At 34.6% G+C, this 18,763-nt stretch carries 15 protein-coding genes; 6 read left to right on the plus strand and 9 right to left on the minus strand.

What is annotated here, in order from left to right; all coding sequences use genetic code 11:
• Nucleotides 1–20: 20 nt before the first annotated feature.
• The gene (locus tag R1X58_RS02990; RefSeq protein ID WP_240571870.1) at nucleotides 21–908 is read left to right on the plus strand and encodes a dienelactone hydrolase family protein; all 888 of its coding nucleotides are present in this window, start codon (nucleotides 21–23) and stop codon (nucleotides 906–908) included.
• A 1-nt stretch (nucleotide 909) separates the two neighbouring features.
• On the opposite strand, the gene R1X58_RS02995 is transcribed toward R1X58_RS02990, so the two are convergent.
• Nucleotides 910–2,799 carry a hypothetical protein gene (locus R1X58_RS02995; protein WP_240571871.1) on the minus strand — a complete coding sequence of 630 codons (1,890 nt, stop codon included), beginning with the start codon at nucleotides 2,797–2,799 and terminating at the stop codon, nucleotides 910–912.
• A 251-nt stretch (nucleotides 2,800–3,050) separates the two neighbouring features.
• Between R1X58_RS02995 and R1X58_RS03000 the strand changes: the two genes are divergently transcribed.
• The gene (locus R1X58_RS03000) at nucleotides 3,051–5,519 is read left to right on the plus strand and encodes a mechanosensitive ion channel family protein (RefSeq protein ID WP_317293005.1); all 2,469 of its coding nucleotides are present in this window, start codon (nucleotides 3,051–3,053) and stop codon (nucleotides 5,517–5,519) included.
• Between the two features lie 16 nt (nucleotides 5,520–5,535).
• Here R1X58_RS03000 and R1X58_RS03005 read toward each other — a convergent pair whose 3' ends face one another.
• The 7 genes from R1X58_RS03005 to R1X58_RS03035 all read right to left on the minus strand — a co-directional run bounded on the left by R1X58_RS03005 (nucleotide 5,536) and on the right by R1X58_RS03035 (nucleotide 12,113).
• Nucleotides 5,536–6,891, minus strand: coding sequence for a UDP-N-acetylmuramate--L-alanine ligase (locus tag R1X58_RS03005; RefSeq protein WP_240571873.1), 1,356 nt, complete (start codon nucleotides 6,889–6,891; stop codon nucleotides 5,536–5,538).
• Nucleotides 6,892–6,966: 75 nt separating this feature from the next.
• Nucleotides 6,967–7,698 (minus strand): tetratricopeptide repeat protein, encoded by a 732-nt coding sequence (locus tag R1X58_RS03010; RefSeq protein WP_240571874.1) that lies wholly within the window; start codon nucleotides 7,696–7,698, stop codon nucleotides 6,967–6,969.
• 92 nt (nucleotides 7,699–7,790) lie between these two features.
• On the minus strand, nucleotides 7,791–8,516 hold the full coding sequence (locus R1X58_RS03015) for an SDR family oxidoreductase (protein ID WP_240571875.1): 726 nt from the start codon (nucleotides 8,514–8,516) through the stop codon (nucleotides 7,791–7,793).
• Nucleotides 8,517–8,598: 82 nt separating this feature from the next.
• Nucleotides 8,599–9,117, minus strand: a complete 519-nt coding sequence (locus R1X58_RS03020) for a DUF4136 domain-containing protein (RefSeq protein WP_240571876.1) — start codon at nucleotides 9,115–9,117, stop codon at nucleotides 8,599–8,601.
• Nucleotides 9,118–9,155: 38 nt separating this feature from the next.
• Nucleotides 9,156–9,845, minus strand: a complete 690-nt coding sequence (locus R1X58_RS03025; RefSeq protein WP_255802835.1) for an ion transporter — start codon at nucleotides 9,843–9,845, stop codon at nucleotides 9,156–9,158.
• Between the two features lie 31 nt (nucleotides 9,846–9,876).
• Nucleotides 9,877–10,875, minus strand: coding sequence for a GTPase ObgE (obgE, locus tag R1X58_RS03030; RefSeq protein WP_240571878.1), 999 nt, complete (start codon nucleotides 10,873–10,875; stop codon nucleotides 9,877–9,879).
• 128 nt (nucleotides 10,876–11,003) lie between these two features.
• Complete coding sequence (locus R1X58_RS03035; protein ID WP_240571879.1) at nucleotides 11,004–12,113, minus strand: adenylate kinase; 1,110 nt, start codon at nucleotides 12,111–12,113, stop codon at nucleotides 11,004–11,006.
• Nucleotides 12,114–12,266: 153 nt separating this feature from the next.
• Between R1X58_RS03035 and R1X58_RS03040 the strand changes: the two genes are divergently transcribed.
• From R1X58_RS03040 to R1X58_RS03050, 3 genes are all read left to right on the plus strand, one after another.
• Complete coding sequence (locus R1X58_RS03040; protein WP_240571880.1) at nucleotides 12,267–13,421, plus strand: 5-(carboxyamino)imidazole ribonucleotide synthase; 1,155 nt, start codon at nucleotides 12,267–12,269, stop codon at nucleotides 13,419–13,421.
• A 45-nt stretch (nucleotides 13,422–13,466) separates the two neighbouring features.
• The gene (gene purE / locus R1X58_RS03045; protein ID WP_240571881.1) at nucleotides 13,467–13,946 is read left to right on the plus strand and encodes a 5-(carboxyamino)imidazole ribonucleotide mutase; all 480 of its coding nucleotides are present in this window, start codon (nucleotides 13,467–13,469) and stop codon (nucleotides 13,944–13,946) included.
• 150 nt (nucleotides 13,947–14,096) lie between these two features.
• Nucleotides 14,097–16,133, plus strand: coding sequence for a M3 family metallopeptidase (locus tag R1X58_RS03050; RefSeq protein ID WP_240571882.1), 2,037 nt, complete (start codon nucleotides 14,097–14,099; stop codon nucleotides 16,131–16,133).
• A 40-nt stretch (nucleotides 16,134–16,173) separates the two neighbouring features.
• Here R1X58_RS03050 and R1X58_RS03055 read toward each other — a convergent pair whose 3' ends face one another.
• Nucleotides 16,174–17,091 (minus strand): AraC family transcriptional regulator, encoded by a 918-nt coding sequence (locus R1X58_RS03055; protein ID WP_240571883.1) that lies wholly within the window; start codon nucleotides 17,089–17,091, stop codon nucleotides 16,174–16,176.
• 172 nt (nucleotides 17,092–17,263) lie between these two features.
• Between R1X58_RS03055 and R1X58_RS03060 the strand changes: the two genes are divergently transcribed.
• Complete coding sequence (locus R1X58_RS03060) at nucleotides 17,264–18,763, plus strand: aldehyde dehydrogenase family protein (RefSeq protein ID WP_240571884.1); 1,500 nt, start codon at nucleotides 17,264–17,266, stop codon at nucleotides 18,761–18,763.

Consider the following 18,763-nt stretch of genomic DNA (forward strand, 5'->3'; position numbering starts at 1 on the left):
ATTAATAAGACAACAGAAAAATGAAACCACTTAAAAAAGAAGATATTAATCAGGAAGTTTTCGATTTATATGACGATTATGCACACAACAAAATAAACCGACGCCAGTTTGTTGAAAAACTATCGGTTTTTGCTGTTGGCGGTATTACAGTGTCTTCCCTTCTAAGTTTTATAACGCCGAATTATATTGACACCTTGTTGGTTGACCCGCAAGATCCTAAATTAAATTCAGAATATATTACATATGAATCTCCTAATGGAGGAGGCACAATTAAAGGCTTACTTTCAAAACCAAAAAAAGCTAAAGGTAAACTACCCGGAATTATTGTGGTTCATGAAAATCGAGGACTTAATCCTTACATCGAAGATGTTGGCAGACGCGCAGCTTTAGAAGATTTTATTTCCTTAGCTCCCGATGCCTTAACGCCACTTGGTGGTTATCCTGGAAATGATGATGACGGTCGTGCTTTACAACGTCAGCGTGACCGAAATGAGATGCTCGAAGATTTTATTGCTGCTTACCATTACTTAAAAAATCATAAAGATTGCAATGGAAAAGTTGGTGTGGTTGGGTTTTGTTTTGGAGGTTGGATAGCCAATATGATGGCTGTTAAAGTCCCAACCTTATCGGCTGCTGTACCGTTTTATGGAGGACAACCTTCAGCTGAAGAAACTGCAAATATTAAAGCACCGTTACTCATTCAGTACGCCGAATTAGACACGCGGGTTAACGCGGGATGGGGCGCGTACGAAACAGCTTTAAAAGCCAATAACATTGAGTATACAACCTATATTTACCCGGGCGTAAATCATGGATTTCATAACAATACCACACCCAGGTACGATGAAGCAGCCGCAACCTTAGCCTGGCAAAGAACCATTGATTTTTTTAAAGAAAATTTAAAATAAATTAAAAGGCTTGATTATAAGGAAACTCTGTTAAAGGAAAATAACTATATATACCATTTGCATTAAAATAAACTCTTTGCCTTTGAGCAGAAGAAATGTAAAACGGTGTTGAAGTCACCAGTACTTTAGACAAATAATCCTCATAAGAATTAAAATCTGAGTAATCTTCCGCCATCGCCTGAGCTAAATTTAGCCTTGAAGAATTAAATACATCTCTAACATTTTGAGAGAACAAATGATCTGGTAATTTAGGTAAATTAATTTCATTAGCTTTCCCATTAAAAGTACAAATAGCCGTAATATTTTCGACATCTCTATTATTCAACATAACCCTCCCTACTTCGTAATCAGGCAACCCTGAAAAAGTCAATTTATTATTTGAAAAGTTACAGGTTACAATATCATCTGGAACATCCAAAATTTGAGGAGGTATCCCAATGCCCTGTATAGAATAATTACTTGTATGAGAATAATTACTTGTAGTAAGGGTATAAAATGTTTCGTGAAAAATGTTCGCATAAAAATATCTATAACTATTATATATGCCATCTGCTAAATAATCACCGTACAATTGATGCCCATTAATAGTATTATAATGAGCTTCATTTTCAAACCCATAAATATATAATAACGGTGCTAAATTATAATTGTTATTATTAACTAAAATGGTCTTGTAGTCAACGTTATCTTCTGAAAAATCCTCAATACTTAAAGTATTTCGATTTTGTACATCATCTAAAAATATCCATTTATAATCGTTTAAATTATTTTTATTATAATATTTAACAAATACTTTTTCGGAGCCTAAATTATCATTGTAAGATGTAGTATAATGGCCTGACATTATACTATTTTCATTTTGCTTCATCATTGAATAACCTAATCCTCTTGCACTAATCTCGTAGCCATTTTGATAAAAAGGAATGTCAATATTTAAAATAGAATTTTTTAAAAAATTAGGCCGAGATTTAAATGTTAATATTTCTCCAACATTATCTTTTGTAAGATTACTGTATATGTAAAAACGGTAAATGGAGCTTTGAAATTCTTCAACAAAACTAAGGGTATAACTATTATTTTCATCAAAAACTTCGGAAACACATAAATCAAGGATCTCTGCCTTGTCAGAATGGGTATGACTTTCGATAAAATTCCCATCTGAATCAGATAAAATCACATAAAACTTATCAGTATCCTTTCTTGTAAAATTATCAGGAAAATTAATGCTTAAAAGTCCTTCTTGAATATCAACTTCTAACGAATCTTTTGAAACGTTTTCAAATTCATCTGTCATTATAAATTTTAAATATTTTGTTCCCAAATTATAGTTTTCAGGATTTAATAGAACTGAATACTCTGTTTCATTATTAAATTGAGCGATTAACTCATCGTCTAAAAACACGTTTACACTTTTTACATTCGATAAAGCATCACTAATTAATGGTTGTATTAAAGTTTCTTTACAAACATTTATTTTATCAATTTCTGACTTTTTTAACTTAGGGCCTGTTTTATCTATCTTAAAATTAACAGATTTTTCTATTACATCTTCTGTATTTGTATGGAATCGGATGGAAAGTAAATGGATGCCATCATCCATTTGATTGGTATCTATTGAAAAGGAAAAAGTAGATTTATCAAATGTTTTATATAACTTTTGATCTAGAAAAACCTCTACAAATAATAATTCAACTTCTTCTGCTATTATAACATTAATGGTATTAGAAACCGATATATTTTCTTCACTTAAAAACTCTTTATCAATAACTCCCAAAGACGTTAAATAGATTTCAATATCAGAACTATCAGCCTTATATGTATTATTGCTTTCACTACTACATGCAACTATTAAAAGTAACACAACAACCAATAATGTTTTCCTTTCTAACATATCTTATATTATTATACTTACAATGTTACTGTTATTTTTTTACTTAATCAACTTGATACAACCAGAACAAATCAATTAAATGAAAATCACTCATTTTATACCTTTTTAAAAGCTCTTTTAAAATTACATAAACATATAATATTACAGTTACCCCATATTACCATCCTGATTGAGCTAATTTATAAGACCTAAATCATTTAATTTATTAACTTTTTATGCATAAATTTATAGCACAGGTCAACTATAAATTTATGCATTTTACTTTATCATCGGCTTCAATAAAAACCACAATACTTTCAGTTTTTCTGATATGTTTTGGTTTTACCTCCTCGCAAGCGCAAGACTCAGAAAATACTATTGATTCTTTAATTGTTAATGCTCCAAAGGCGATTCCGTTAACGGCCATTATTCAAAATATCCAAAAAACGAATGAGGATTTAAAACTTATTGAGCGTAAACTTGAAGCGAATAAAGCTGTACATAGGGTGGATTCGCTGTACCCAACATATGCTGAATATATAGACAAACAGCAGGAGCAAACTCAAAAAGTATTAACCTCAAATCCTAACAGACAAAAAATTGAAAACCTGTATACCAAGTGGAATGGAAACCGAATTTATTTAACAGGTATTGAGGACGATGTTAATAACTATGTATCCAAAAATACACGCCTTCTTGAAACCATAGAATTACATCATAAAACATGGGATTTAACACTTGAAAATGCTAAAAACGAAGAAGCTCCAAAGGAAATATTAACACGTATTACCGATTTAATAAAAGACATTGAAACTGTAAACGAAGCTATTATTGAAGAAAATAATACAGCGTTAAAACTGGAATCGAAAATCAATTTTAAAGTGGAATTGATTAACGAAATTATGGAGGAAATATTAACGCTTAAAACCTCGGAAACATACGATTTGTTTCACCTGCGAAATGAACCCTTATGGAAAACATCGTTTTCAAAAACTAAAAAATCAAGTAATACCTCAGTTTTAGAAACCGCTTCCGATAGCTTTAAAGAACTGGTTAGTTTTATTAAGGTAAACAAAAGCTCTTTTTATCTTTACTTTGCTCTTATTTTGTTCTTATTTGGAATTGTTTATTTCTTAAAGCGAGGATTTGAGAAATATGAGTTCGTAACAAACGACCCTAATTTACTCATCTCTAAAGATGTCATTTTAAAACATCCGGTCGCTACATTCATTTTTCTATCGTTACTTCTTGGGAATATATTTTTTACAGGGACTCCTAAACTTTTTGAAAGCTTTCTAATTCTAGGGTTAATCATTGCCTCTTCGTACGTTGTTAGACCACAAATAAAAACACAGTTTAAAAACATATACTATGTTATTACATTTTTCTATGTTATCGATTCGCTAAAAACATTTTTATGGTTTCATCCAGGAGTTTACAGAATTTATCTCCTGTTAGAAGCCACACTTATCGGAGTAGCACTTTATTTATTACTCAAAAAACTTTACAAAATGAGCGACTCTAAAGTCAATCCGCTTAGTAAATTTTTAATTCAATTAAGTCCAGTCATTTATATTCTGGTTTTTATTGCCGTTATGTCAAACATTTTAGGCTATACCAACCTAACCGATATCACTCTTAAAATATGTACCCATATAGGCGTAATAACCGTTATTTTCTATAGTTTACTATTAATCCTTGAGGGAATATCAACCAGTTTAATTCACAGACATTTTAGTTCAAAAGCTGTAATTGATCACTCTAGAAAATTAGCTTTGGAAATTAAACTGATGAAAATTTTAAGAGTCGTTGTTCTCATTTTTTGGTTTCTGTTTTTCTTGAATATGATTGAAGTTTACAGGCCTTTAAAAGATTATTTAACCGATGTACTTTCAGAACCTTATAGCCTCGGAACCATAACCATAACAATTGGCTCCATTTTATCATTCATTATCATTCTTGCATCTTCATATTTACTAACAACCTTAATTTCTTTTATGATTGATGATGGCGATGGTGAAGGCATTTTAAAATCGTTACGATTACCTAAAGGTATACCCGCAGCTGTCTCCTTAGTGATTCGTTATTTTATTGTGGCTTTCGGATTTGTGTTTGCATTGTCGTCGTTAGGCATGGATTTAAGCAAATTCAATCTATTAGCAGGTGCCATGGGTATTGGTATTGGTTTTGGTTTGCAAACCTTAATTTCGAACTTCGTTTCCGGATTGATTTTAGTGTTCGAAAGACCCATTTTACAAGGCGACACCGTTGAAGTCGACAACCTATTAGGGCGTGTGCATAAAATTGGTGTACGTTCTTCAAAAATAAGAACCTTTGATGGTGCCGAAGTAATTGTTCCTAACTACAATTTAATGTCTAACAATCTTATAAACTGGACACTATCAGATAACATAAAACGTATTGATATTTTTATTGGCGCCGCTTATGATGCCGACCCAAATCTGGTTTTAGAAATCCTGGCTAAAGCCGGAGCATCGCATCCCAACGTACTAAAAACACCTCCAGCACGTGGATTATTTCTTGAATTTGGTGATAACTCACTTAATTTTGTTCTACAATGCTGGGTGCATTACGAAGTGAGTTTAGTAACCAAAAGTGAGGTTTCTGTTGCGGTTTATAATGCCTTTAAAGAAGCTAATATAGAAATACCTTTTCCTCAAAGAGATATACACATCAAGAGTATGCCAAATAACAATACACTTGAAGATACTAAGTCTTAAAGAAAAAGGTATTTATTTATTTTATTAAAGCTTTTACCTCATCAAAATTAAGTCCGCCGTAGTTACCAGAACTCATCAGTAATAAGGCTTTGTTTTCTAAATTTTGAGAGAATAAAAAATTCTTAAAATCGTCCGGATTGGTATAAATAATTAAATCGTCACGCTCGAATGCCTGAGCGATTTGATCATGTGAAACAGCATCCAGTTTTTTTATTTCTACCGCATGCGGCGAATAAAATACAACTGCTGTATCGGCTGCATCTAAAGCACCTTTATATTCCTTTAAAAATTCAGCATTTAAACTGCTGTAAGTGTGAAGCTCTAAACAGGCTACTAATTGCCTGTCACTATACTGTTCTTTCACTGCTTTGGTTGTTGCTTCTACTTTACTTGGTGAATGGGCAAAATCTTTATAAGCAACACTGGTTTTCCCTTCGGCTATTTTTTCCAAACGTTTGCTTGCGCCTTTAAAGGTTGAAATCGCTTCATAGAAATCATCTTCATCAATACCCATGTGTTGACAAATCCATTTTGCTCCTGCAAGATTGTTAAGGTTGTGTTTACCAAAAACCTCCATTGGCATTGGACCCTCAGGAGTTTCTAAATAGGTTTCGCCATCTTCAACAGTATATTCTGGTGTATTGTAGGCTATCTTGCGTATCGGATTTTCAGAAGCTTCAACAACACGTTTTACTTCAGCATCTTCTTCATTATAATTTATACTTCCGCCTTTAACAATAGAATCTACAAAAATCTTGAACTGCTCTACATAGTTTTCGTAGGTTGGAAAAACATTAATATGATCCCAGGCTATTCCACTTAACAAAGCTATATTAGGTTTATACAAATGAAACTTTGGGCGTCTGTCGATTGGTGAACTTAAATACTCATCACCTTCCAGAACAATAAAATCATTCTCCTCGGTTAATTTTACCATCACATCGAAACCTTCCAGTTGTGCACCTACCATATAATCGACATCACGATCATGGTAATGCATCACATGAAGAATCATAGATGTAATCGTAGTCTTCCCATGACTTCCACCAATAACTACACGCGTTTTATTTTTGGATTGTTCGTATAAAAACTCCGGATAACTGTAAATTTTAAGTCCCAATTCCTGGGCCTTTAACAACTCCTGATTATCGGACTTAGCATGCATTCCTAAAACAACAGCATCTAAACTTTCAGTAATTTTTTCTGGAAACCAACCAAACGCTTCCGGCAGTAAACCTTTGTTTGCCAAACGTGATTTTGAAGGTTCAAAAATCTCATCATCACTTCCTGTTACCTGATATCCTTTGTTATGTAAAGCTAAAGCGAGGTTATGCATCGCCGAACCACCAATGGCTATAAAATGTACGTTCATAAGTTACTTTTGTAGTTTGTAAAGATAAGGATTGCTACTTTTTTAGGGTAATAGAATCCTCTAATTTTTTGGAATTTATGGCTTTTCCAAGGCTTTAATTTGAATTAACAAATCGGCATCCTGATGCCTTTCATAAGCTGCTTTAAGATTTAAAATCGCCTTTTCAGGTTCGTCTTGGGCAATATAGAACTTGGTTAATTTATCGTAACATACCAACGAACCTCCTTCAGTTATCGCCAGTTTATAATACTTCTCGGCTAACTCAGGTTCATTATCATTTTCATATATAAAACCTTTTGCCAAATAACCATCTACTTTTGATAACTTTTCCAACTCCTCGGCATAAGGTAAAGCACTTGAAACACCTCCTCCTAAAAAACCGGGTAGTTTCATATAATATTCAACCAAAGCCCAACGTGCGTCAATATGTTTCGGATCTAGTTTAGCTGCTTTTAAAAAAGCTTCCTCCAGATCATCAATTAAAGTTAACGCTCGAATTTTGCTAACCGATAAGGCTTTCATTCCCAATACACCACCAAATTTATAATGATAATTCGCATTCTTGCCATCAAATTCAATTAAAGTCTGATAGCTATTCATCGCTTCATCCCATTTTTTTTGATGACCATAAGTATCTCCTAACAACTCTACAGCCTCCATATCATTGGGATGTTGTTTTAAATACGTATTTAAAACCTCTTCGGCTTCGAAAAATTTTTCTTGAACTAAAAGGTCTTGGATCTTTTTAGAATCGACCTGAGCTATTGTTAATATCGGAAAGAAAAGTAAAAAAAGAATTCGAGGCATTACACAATTTTAGTTTGACAAAAATAATTCTTTTGAATCAAATAAAAACACCAACCTGAAGTTGGCGTTTTTACTAATATAATAAACATTTTTTATTTGCTTGGCGGCATGGTAGGTCGCACCTCTATTTTACTCGGTAAGGTTCTTGGATTTAGCTTCAATAAATCCACAACAATTTCACCTAAATCTTCAATTTGAATTTTCCAGGCATCACTTTCATCTGGCGTATTACCATTAAAATAGGTAGACACCGAACCTGGCATAATAGTACTTACCTTTATTCCATACTGACGCAAATCTAGCATTACCGATTGCGAAAACCCTGTTAATCCAAATTTACTGGCATTGTAAGCCGACCCTTTTGCGAAGAAATTCGTTCCAGCCAAACTGGAAATGGTAATAAAGTAACCCTGAGATTGTTTTAAAGCTTCAATACTGGATTTTATAGAATAAAATACACCTGTTAAATTCGTATCAATGGTTTCCTGCCACTGCTCTACAGTTAGGTCTTCAATACTTCCAAAATGCCCTATACCGGCATTAGCAATGACGACATCAATTTTATGAAACGTTTCTAAAACCTGCTGAATGGCTTCGTGCTGACTCTCATAACTTCTTACATCGGCCTGAATACCTATAGCTTTAGCACCTTGCGTAGCATTTGAATTTAAAGCATCAGCCGCTCTTTGTGCAGTTGCTAAATCCCTTCCTGTTATGGCTACATTTACACCTTCGTTTAATAAAGACTGTGCAATTCCATATCCTATTCCCTTTGTGCCTCCGGTTATAAAGGCCACTTTATCTTGTAATGATTTCATAACTATTTTTAGTGATTTTTGTAAAGCTACAAAACGAAAAATCAATTTAAGAATCTAAAATGTTATGATAATCTAAAAATTATTACTTAGGAGGAAACTCGGCTAACATTTTAACTGCTATCGCATTAAAAAGAGCCTCTCGACTCTCAGGTGTTTCGTTAGGTTTAAAAGTAGATTCACTTACCGCCTGCCAAAACAGTTGTTTTTTATTTTCGTCAACAAACTCTAATGTTATTTGTCGGTTTATATTAGATTGCCCCACAGGCACACCTATAGATACGCCACCACCAACATGCCTTCCTGTACCTCCTAAACCAATACCAAAAGAACTTTTTGGTCCTTCTTCATATTCATTACTACTCACATCAATAAAGAAATCTGGTTCTTTTGCCAAGGTATAACCCTGTTGAGACAACTGATTATCTAAAGCATCAAGAAAACGCTTAGTGTCCAGCTCACTTAAACCGGTATTCATATCGGCATAATAATTATAAGTCTTGTATTTTGAAAAATCAGCCTCTTGGTCGTAATCAAAATTTACACGAACAGAGGCACAAGAAATTAAAAATAGAACAAAAAAAGCAGAAAGAAAGGTTTTCATTATTGAATAGATTTAGATACTTCAAAATAACGAAAAAATTACTTTTCTCCTTTTCTATCCATTGATTTTGTGAGTGCCGCAGAAATAATAGCCGTCGGAATGGCAATTATTCCAAGGCCTATCATTAAAATAAAAAAGGTAAAAATACGTCCACCAACCGTTATAGGATATACATCGCCATACCCAACGGTTGTTAAAGTAATAACAGCCCACCAAAGACTGTCAAATACAGATGAAAAATATTCAGGTTGTTGTTCATGCTCGAAATAATAAATACCGACCGCCGAAAAGAATATTAAAATAAGGGTAGCAAAAATAAATAGTAAAATTTCTTCCTTCGCCGACTTAATGGCTCTTACAAAATGATGTATAGCCTTACTGTAACGTATTAGCTTTAATATCCGGAATACACTAAGAAAACGCAATGCTCTTAAAGCACGTAAATCGACGCCAATAGAAAGATAAAAAGGCAGAATAGCCAGCAAGTCTATAAGTCCAAAAAAACTAAAAATAAATTTAAACTTATGTCTGGCTAAATAAATTCTAAGAAAATATTCAATTGTAAAAACTGCTACAATAAAAAGATCTACATAATGCAGAACCTTTCGGGTATGCGGTTTTAAATCTGGAATGGTTTCAATTGAAAAAATGATTATCGATATCAAAATCAACAGTTGAATAAATAACGCATAGAATTTACTTCTTTTGCTATTATTTATTTCAACCATATTTTTGATATGATGTCTCACTATTCATCAATTAATCATTCAACATTTTCCAAAGCTTGTCTTTAAGTTCCTGAATACCTTGCTGTGCTACCGATGAAATAAACATATAAGGTATTGGTAATTCGTTGTCTAATTCCTCCTTTAATTCTGCTTTTAACTCATCATCCAGCATATCACATTTTGATATGGCTATGATGCGCTCTTTGTCAAGCATTTCAGGATTGTAACGACGCAATTCGTCTAACAAAATATCGTATTGTTTTCTAATATCTTCAGCATCGGCTGGAATTAAAAATAATAGAATAGAGTTACGTTCAATATGGCGTAAAAAGTAATGCCCTAAACCACGACCTTCGGCTGCTCCTTCTATAATTCCAGGAATATCAGCCATCACAAAGGTTTGATAATCGCGATATTTTACGATTCCTAAATTAGGTTTCAAGGTTGTAAACTCGTAATCTGCAATTTTTGGCTTTGCCGAGGTTACCACAGACAATAATGTTGACTTACCTGCATTAGGGAAACCTACCAATCCAACATCGGCAAGCACCTTAAGCTCCATGGTTACATATTTTTCCTCAAGAGGCATTCCAGGTTGTGCGTAACGAGGTGTCTGGTTTGTAGCACTTTTAAAATGCCAGTTTCCTAAACCACCTTTACCTCCTTGAGCTAATATTTTTTCTTGTCCGTCTTCGGTAATCTCAAAAAGAATTTCATTGCTTTCAGTATCACGAATTACCGTTCCTAATGGCACGTCGATATACACATCTTCGCCATCGGCACCAAAACTACGTGCACTAGCACCATGCTCTCCATGACCGGCACGAATGTGTTTTTTAAACTTTAAATGCAGAAGGGTCCATAGGTTTGATTTTCCGCGAACGATAACATGACCTCCACGACCACCGTCTCCTCCATCGGGTCCACCTTTAGCTATATATTTTTCGCGATGTAAGTGTGCTGATCCTTTTCCTCCATTACCCGAGCTCACATACATTTTTACATAATCAACGAAATTTCCTTCTGTCATTGTTGTTTATTTTAATCTTCCACCACAGTGGATTTTCTATTAAATGCTAATTCTATTTTAAAAAAACCATATCCTTAATACTTTAAAGATATGGTTTTTATTGCTTTAAATCCTTACGGATTAAGATTTTATAAGTTATCTATAACGCTGCTTAAACGCTGAGTAATCTCTTCAATAGATCCTACACCATCTACACCAAAATATTTATTTTGAGCAGAATAGTAATCTTTTAAGATGGCTGTTTTGTTATAATACTCAGTAATTCTATTTCTAATAATAGACTCGTCGGCATCATCAGCTCTTCCGCTGGTTTCACCTCTTTTTACTAAACGCTCTACTAAAATTTCATCCTCTACTTCAAGAGCTATCATAGCGCTAATTGCAGAGTCTTTGCTTTCCATCAACTTATCTAATGCTTCAGCCTGTGCACTTGTACGAGGGAACCCGTCGAAGATAAATCCGTTAGCATCCGTATTTTTTTCTACTTCAGCTTCAAGCATATCAATAGTTACCTGATCTGGAACTAACTCACCTTTATCGATGTATGATTTTGCTAGCATTCCTAAAGCGGTTTCGTTTTTAATGTTGTATCTAAAAACGTCGCCAGTAGAAATATGTACTAACTTATACTTCTCTTTTAAAAATTCTGCTTGTGTTCCTTTACCAGCACCTGGAGGGCCAAATAGCACTAAATTTGTCATGTATTCTGTTTGTTTGATTTGATATATTTCGGGTAAGTTTCTTCCCAGTCCGTCGTAATCTAATCCATAGCCTACAATGAATTTATTAGGAATCTCTATACCTACGTAATGAAGTTTGAAATCTTTTTTATAAGCTTCAGGTTTGTAAAATAACGTGGCAATTTTTAAAGATTTTACCCTTTCATTCTTAAAAATACGGTGTACCTCGGCTAAAGTATTACCAGTATCGATAATATCTTCAAGAATAACCACAGTACGTCCGGATAAATCTTGTGTTAAGCCAATAAGTCTTTGAATGTCTTCTGTAGACTTTACGCCTTCATAAGAGGCTAACTTAATAAATGTTACTTCACATGGTTTTTGATACTTTTTTACAAAATCGCTTACTACCATAAACGATCCATTTAAAATACCAATAAACACAGGAATTTCATCTCCAATATCTTTCGCTATCTCGCTTGCCATTCGCGTCATAGCCCGATCGATTTCTTCGGCAGAAATAAACGGTTTAAAAAATTTGTCGTGTAACTTTACCACTGAAACTTATTTTAATAAAGGTGCAAAGATAATCAATAGATTAAGGAATCACCATTTTTTGATTTACGATTTAGATACTAATTAATATTTAAGTGTATTTTTGCATCATATTTTGTCGGTTAGACAATTTAATTTCATTTTTAAAGATAAACAATGAACTATTTTTCTTCAAATTTTAAACTAGGTATTCTTGGTGGCGGACAATTAGGTAAAATGCTTCTTAACGATACCAGAAAGTTTGACATATATACTTGTGTATTAGATTCAAGTAACGAAGCGCCTTGTAAAATTGCAAGCAACGAATTTCATTTAGGTGATTTAATGGATTATGATGCCGTTTACAATTTTGGCAAACAGGTTGATGTATTAACTATTGAAATTGAAAACGTTAACGTTGATGCTTTAGAAGCCCTTGAAAAAGAAGGTATCAAAGTATATCCGGCATCTAAAACCCTTAGAACTATTCAAAACAAGGCGAGACAAAAATTGTTTTATAAAGACAATAATTTACCAACCTCTCCTTTTACGCGTTTTGCTTATACTTCTGAAGTAAAAGAAGCTATCGACCATGGTAGTTTAACTGTGCCTTTCGTTTGGAAATCAGCTCAGTTTGGTTACGACGGACAAGGGGTGAAAATTGTAAAATCGGTTTCAGATTTAGAAGGTTTACCAAATGTGGAATGTATTGCTGAAGAATTAGTACCATTTAAAAATGAACTTGCAGTAATTGTGGCTCGCACACCTTCTGGAGAAAGTAAAAATTTCCCGGTAGTTGAAATGGAATTTCACCCTGAAGCCAATCAGGTAGAATACGTTATTTGTCCTGCAAGAATTCCGGAAGACGTAGCGCAAAAAGCGATTGATGTCGCTTTAAAAACTTCGGAAGCTTTTAACCACGTTGGTTTATTAGCCGTTGAAATGTTCCAAACTCATAACGACGAGATCTTAATTAACGAAGTGGCTCCAAGACCTCACAACTCAGGTCACCAGTCAATTGAAGCGAGCTACACCTCTCAGTTCGAACAACACTTAAGAGCTATTTTAGATTTACCTCTTGGACGTACCGACAGTAAAGTTGGTGGTGTTATGGTAAATCTGGTAGGAGCAGAAGGTTATAGTGGAAATGTGATTTACGAAAACATCTCAACCATTATGGGCTTAGATGGTGTTACACCACATATTTATGGTAAAAAGCAAACGCGTCCATTTAGAAAAATGGGACACGTTACTATTGTTGACCAAGACATCAATCAAGCTCGAAAAATTGCTGAAGAAGTAAAATCAACCATAAAAGTGATTAGCGAATAAACGCTTAATCAAAATTTAAAGACAAAAACATAAATTAAAATATAGATGAATAAAGTAGGAATCATCATGGGAAGCAAAAGCGATTTGCCGGTAATGCAAGACGCTGTAGACATTTTAAAAGATTTCAATATTGAAGTTGAAGTAGATATCGTGTCTGCTCACAGAACTCCTGAAAAATTATTCGACTATGGTAAAAATGCCCATACTCGCGGTATTGGAGTAATTATCGCTGGTGCCGGTGGTGCAGCCCACTTACCTGGTATGATCGCATCTTTATCACCGCTACCGGTTATTGGTGTTCCTGTGAAAAGCAGCAACTCAATAGACGGTTGGGATTCTGTATTATCTATTTTACAAATGCCCGGTGGTGTACCTGTAGCAACGGTTGCATTAAACGGTGCTAAAAATGCCGGAATCTTAGCAGCTCAAATAATAGGTTCTGCAGACGAAGCGGTTTTAAACAAAATTGTAGACTACAAAGAAAGCTTAAAGCAAATAGTTTACGAGTCAGCAAAAGGCTTATAAATCAAAAAACCCCGAAGAGATTCGGGGTTTAGTGCTATTAAGAATAATTCATTTGAGTTAGTCACTCTTTCAATTGAACTGCGTCAAATCTACAAAAATTATACTATGTATGCATAATATATTTTTTGTTTTAACATATTTATTACTAAAATGACAAACATCCTATTAAAAAAATTTCAAACTCCTTTTAATACTGCGCCATTTTCACAAATTAATAATAGTGATTTTCTTCCGGCCATAAAAGAAGGCATTGAAAATGCTAAAGCAGAGATAGACGCCATTACTAATAACCCAGAAGCTCCAACCTTTCAAAATACCATTGAAGTTTTAGATTTTTCTGGTGAGCAGTTAGACCGTGTGTCGAGTATCTTTTTCAATTTGAATTCTGCTGAGACTAACGATGAGATTCAAAAAATAGCACAGGAAGTATCTCCGCTGTTATCCGAATTCAGTAATGACATTACCTTAAACGATGCGCTTTTTAAACGCGTAAAAGCTGTTTACGATGCAAAGGACACATTAGATTTAACAACCGAACAAGCCACCCTTTTAGATAAAAAATACAAAAGCTTTTCAAGAAATGGTGCCAATCTTACTGATGATAAAAAGCAACAGCTACGTGAGATAGATAAAGAGTTAAGCAAACTGAAATTAACTTTTGGAGAAAATGTTTTAGCCGAAACTAATAAATATGAGCTTCATATTACAAATGAAGACGATTTAGCTGGTTTACCTGAAGGCGCTAAAGAAGCTGCTGCTCAGTTAGCAGAAAGCAAAGGCAAAGACGGTTGGTTAATCACTTTAGATTACCCGAGCTATATTCCGTTTATGACTTACGCCGATAATCGCGAGTTACGTAAAACCATAGCCATTGCCTTTGGCGCAAAATCGTTTCAAAACGACGAATTAGATAATCAAGAAATTGTTTTAAACATCGTAAAATTACGTCATGAGCGCGCGAATCTTTTAGGATACAAAACCCATGCACATTTCGTGCTGGAAGAACGTATGGCTAAAAACCCGGAAACCGTTCAAACCTTCTTAAACGATATTCTTGAAAAAGCAAAACCTGCCGCTCAAGACGAGTTTGCTAATCTTGAACAATTCGCCAAAGATTTAGATGGTATCGATCAGCTTCAAAAATGGGATTCAGCATATTATTCAGAAAAATTGAAACAGAAATTATTCAATTTAGATGATGAAAAACTAAAACCATATTTCAAATTAGAAAACGTTATTAATGGTGCGTTTACGGTTGCCGAAAAACTTTTCGGTTTACAATTTGAAGAAATAAATACCATCGACAAATACCACAACGATGTACTAACCTATAAAGTAACTAATACCAACGGTGACTACATTTCTATTCTTTACGCCGACTTTTTCCCAAGACCAGGAAAGCGTAACGGTGCATGGATGACCTCTTACAAACCACAATATGTAAAAGATGGCGAAAACAGTCGTCCGCATATTTCTATTGTTTGTAATTTTACCAAACCAACCAAAAGCAAACCGTCGTTATTAACATTTAACGAGGTAACCACTTTATTCCACGAATTTGGTCATGCGCTACACGGCATGTTAGCCAACACGACTTACCCTAGCCTTTCCGGAACCAGCGTATTCTGGGATTTTGTAGAGTTGCCAAGTCAGGTAATGGAAAACTGGTGTTACGAAAAAGAAGCGCTTGAATTATTCGCTACGCATTACGAAACAGGCGAAGTCATTCCTATGGAACTGGTTGAAAAAATTAAGGAATCTGCAACCTTTCACGAAGGCATGCAAACCTTACGCCAATTAAGTTTTGGTTTATTAGATATGAGCTGGCATGGTAGTGATTCGCCAGAACACATTACTTCAGTAAAAGATTTCGAAACTAATGCTTTTGAAAACACAAAACTATATCCTGATGTTGCAGAAAACTGTATGAGCACGTCATTCTCACATATTTTCCAAGGAGGATATAGTTCTGGATATTACAGCTATAAATGGGCGGAAGTTTTAGATGCCGATGCTTTTGAGTATTTTAAAGAAGAAGGTATTTTTAGTTCAGAAGTGGCTCAGAAATTTAAAGACAACGTACTATCGCAAGGTGGCACAGAAGATCCTATGACTTTATACAAACGCTTCCGCGGAAAAGAACCGCAACCAGAAGCGTTACTTAGACGTGCTGGATTAATAAAATAAAAACTAAGGTTTCCGCTTAATTGAATAACTCAATCTTCAGTTAAGCGGAAATCATTTTTTTAAACTGCTGCGGCGTCATCATCTCCATCTTTTTAAATTGTCGGTTAAAATAACTTGTGTTATTAAAACCAGATTTAAAGGCAATTTCAGACATTCTAAAATCTTTAGCTTCCTTTATCAATTTCTTTGAAAACTTAATTTTTTCAGAATTAATATAATCTATTGGAGACACACCTAAAGTGTTTTTAAACTTCTTATGAAAATGCGACGTGCTCATATACGCTTTCTCAGCGAGCAAGTCTACCGTTATATCTTTATTAGTTAAATTCTCCTTTATGAATTTAATCACTGTACCTATTCTGGTATCACTGAACGCCTGATTCGGATCATCAATAATTAAAGCTTTGGCTTTAGTTTGTAATAACCGAATGATTAGCTCCTGAATCATTAAATCCAACAACACATCTTTAGATTTACTATTATTAAGAAAGGTGGATGTTAACCGCTCTATTAAATGATTTACATCCTGATGATTGGTTAAATGCGAGGTATTGTTATCTAAATCCCAGTTATTGTTTTCGTTTTCAATGGCTACTTCATAATTAAACTTTTCAACCACCTCATTAATTTTATCGGCATCAATTCCTAGAGCTAAACATTGTGTTGGGTCTTTTTGCGTTGCTAAGGGAAAGTCAATCACCATTTCCTTTCTTGTTGGCATCACCACCGATTCTCCCGGAAAAAACTCAAAAGCTTCCAAACCATCAATATGCATCACTTTTTTTCCAGTAAGCATACTTGCTATCACCGGAAAATCGAAAATCAAAGACACTTTCTCCGCATATTCATGAGTTTCAAAAATATTCAGCTCAGCATATGCTGCGCTATAAGTGGTTCTATTTTCTACTAGAGTGGATAGTTTTCTGTGACTTCTGTGGTGGTTTAATAACTGTCTCATATTCAATAGTACAAAAAAATCGCTTTAAAAATTTGAAATGATAGATATGTTCAAAACAATGATATTTCTGTTCAAGATAATAAGAAAATGACAATATAATTTTATAAAAACTAAACTTTAACTAAAAAACTAACCATATTTTTAAACATTTAACAACAAAACTAAATAAGAAATGAGTTATTCTAAACCTAAATTTAAAGAAACGTATTATAATTTTATAAACGGAAAATTTGTTCCTCCTGTTGCTGGTGAATACTTTGAAAACACCTCTCCCATAGACAATAGCTTGATAGCAAAATACCCACGTTCGCAAAAAGAAGATGTAGAATTAGCCTTAGATGCTGCCAACGCCGCTAAAGAATCATGGGGAAATACCTCAGCAACCGAACGTGCTACGTTATTAAATAAAGTCGCTGACATTATTCAGGAACATTTAGAAGAATTTGCATTGGTAGAAACCTGCGATAACGGAAAACCTATACGCGAAACCTTAAATGCCGATGTGCCTTTATCTGTAGACCACTGGCGTTATTTTGCTGCTTGTATCCGCGCAGAAGAAGGTAGTGCCACCGAACTCGATGCCAACACCTTGTCCATGAATATTAAAGAACCTTTAGGTGTTGTGGGACAAATTATCCCATGGAATTTCCCATTGTTAATGTTATCCTGGAAATTACCTCCTGCATTAGCAACAGGAAATTGCGTGGTTTTAAAACCTGCTGAACAAACACCGTCATCGGCAACCTTACTCATGGAAAAGATAGCCGATGTTTTTCCTCCGGGTGTTATTAACGTGGTTCATGGGTTTGGCCCTGAAGCAGGAAAACCTCTGGCTTCAAGCTCTAAGGTAGATAAAGTTGCATTTACTGGCGAAACGACTACCGGACAACTCATCATGCAGTACGCGTCGAAAAACTTAAATCCCGTAACCATGGAATTAGGCGGTAAATCGCCCAATATTTTCTTTAATTCCGTTATGGATGCCGATGATGCTTATCTGGATAAAGCCATTGAAGGCGCCGTACTTTTCGCTTTTAATCAAGGTGAAGTTTGTACCTGTCCGTCGCGTTTATTGGTTCAGGAAGATATTTACGAGGCTTTTATGAAACGTGTTATTGCCAGAACCAATGCTATTATTCAGGATAATCCATACGATGTTAATACCATGGTTGGAGCTCAAGCTTCGAATGACCAATATGAAAAAATTCAATCGTATTTAAAAATTGGTATTGAAGAAGGCGCAAAAGTATTAGCTGGAGGCGAAGCCAATAAACTTAGTGGCAATTTAGCCAACGGCTTTTATATAAAACCAACCATTTTGGAAGGCCATAACAAAATGCGTGTCTTTCAGGAAGAAATTTTTGGTCCCGTAGTTTGTGTTACAAAATTTAAAGATGAGGCCGAAGCTTTAGAAATTGCCAACGACACACTTTACGGTTTAGGTGCTGGTGTCTGGACACGAGATGCGCATCAACTCTATCAAATTCCAAGAGCCATAAAAGCAGGTCGCGTCTGGGTAAATTGTTACCATGCCTATCCGGCACATGCGCCTTTTGGAGGTTACAAAAAATCAGGATTTGGCCGTGAAAATCATGTGATGATGCTCAATTATTACCGTCAGACCAAAAACATGTTAATCTCTTACGATAAAAATAAGTTAGGATTTTTTTAA

Origin of the sequence: Aestuariibaculum lutulentum (genome assembly GCF_032926325.1) — a bacterium.
In the GTDB taxonomy this organism is placed as follows: Bacteria; Bacteroidota; Bacteroidia; order Flavobacteriales; family Flavobacteriaceae; genus Aestuariibaculum; species Aestuariibaculum lutulentum.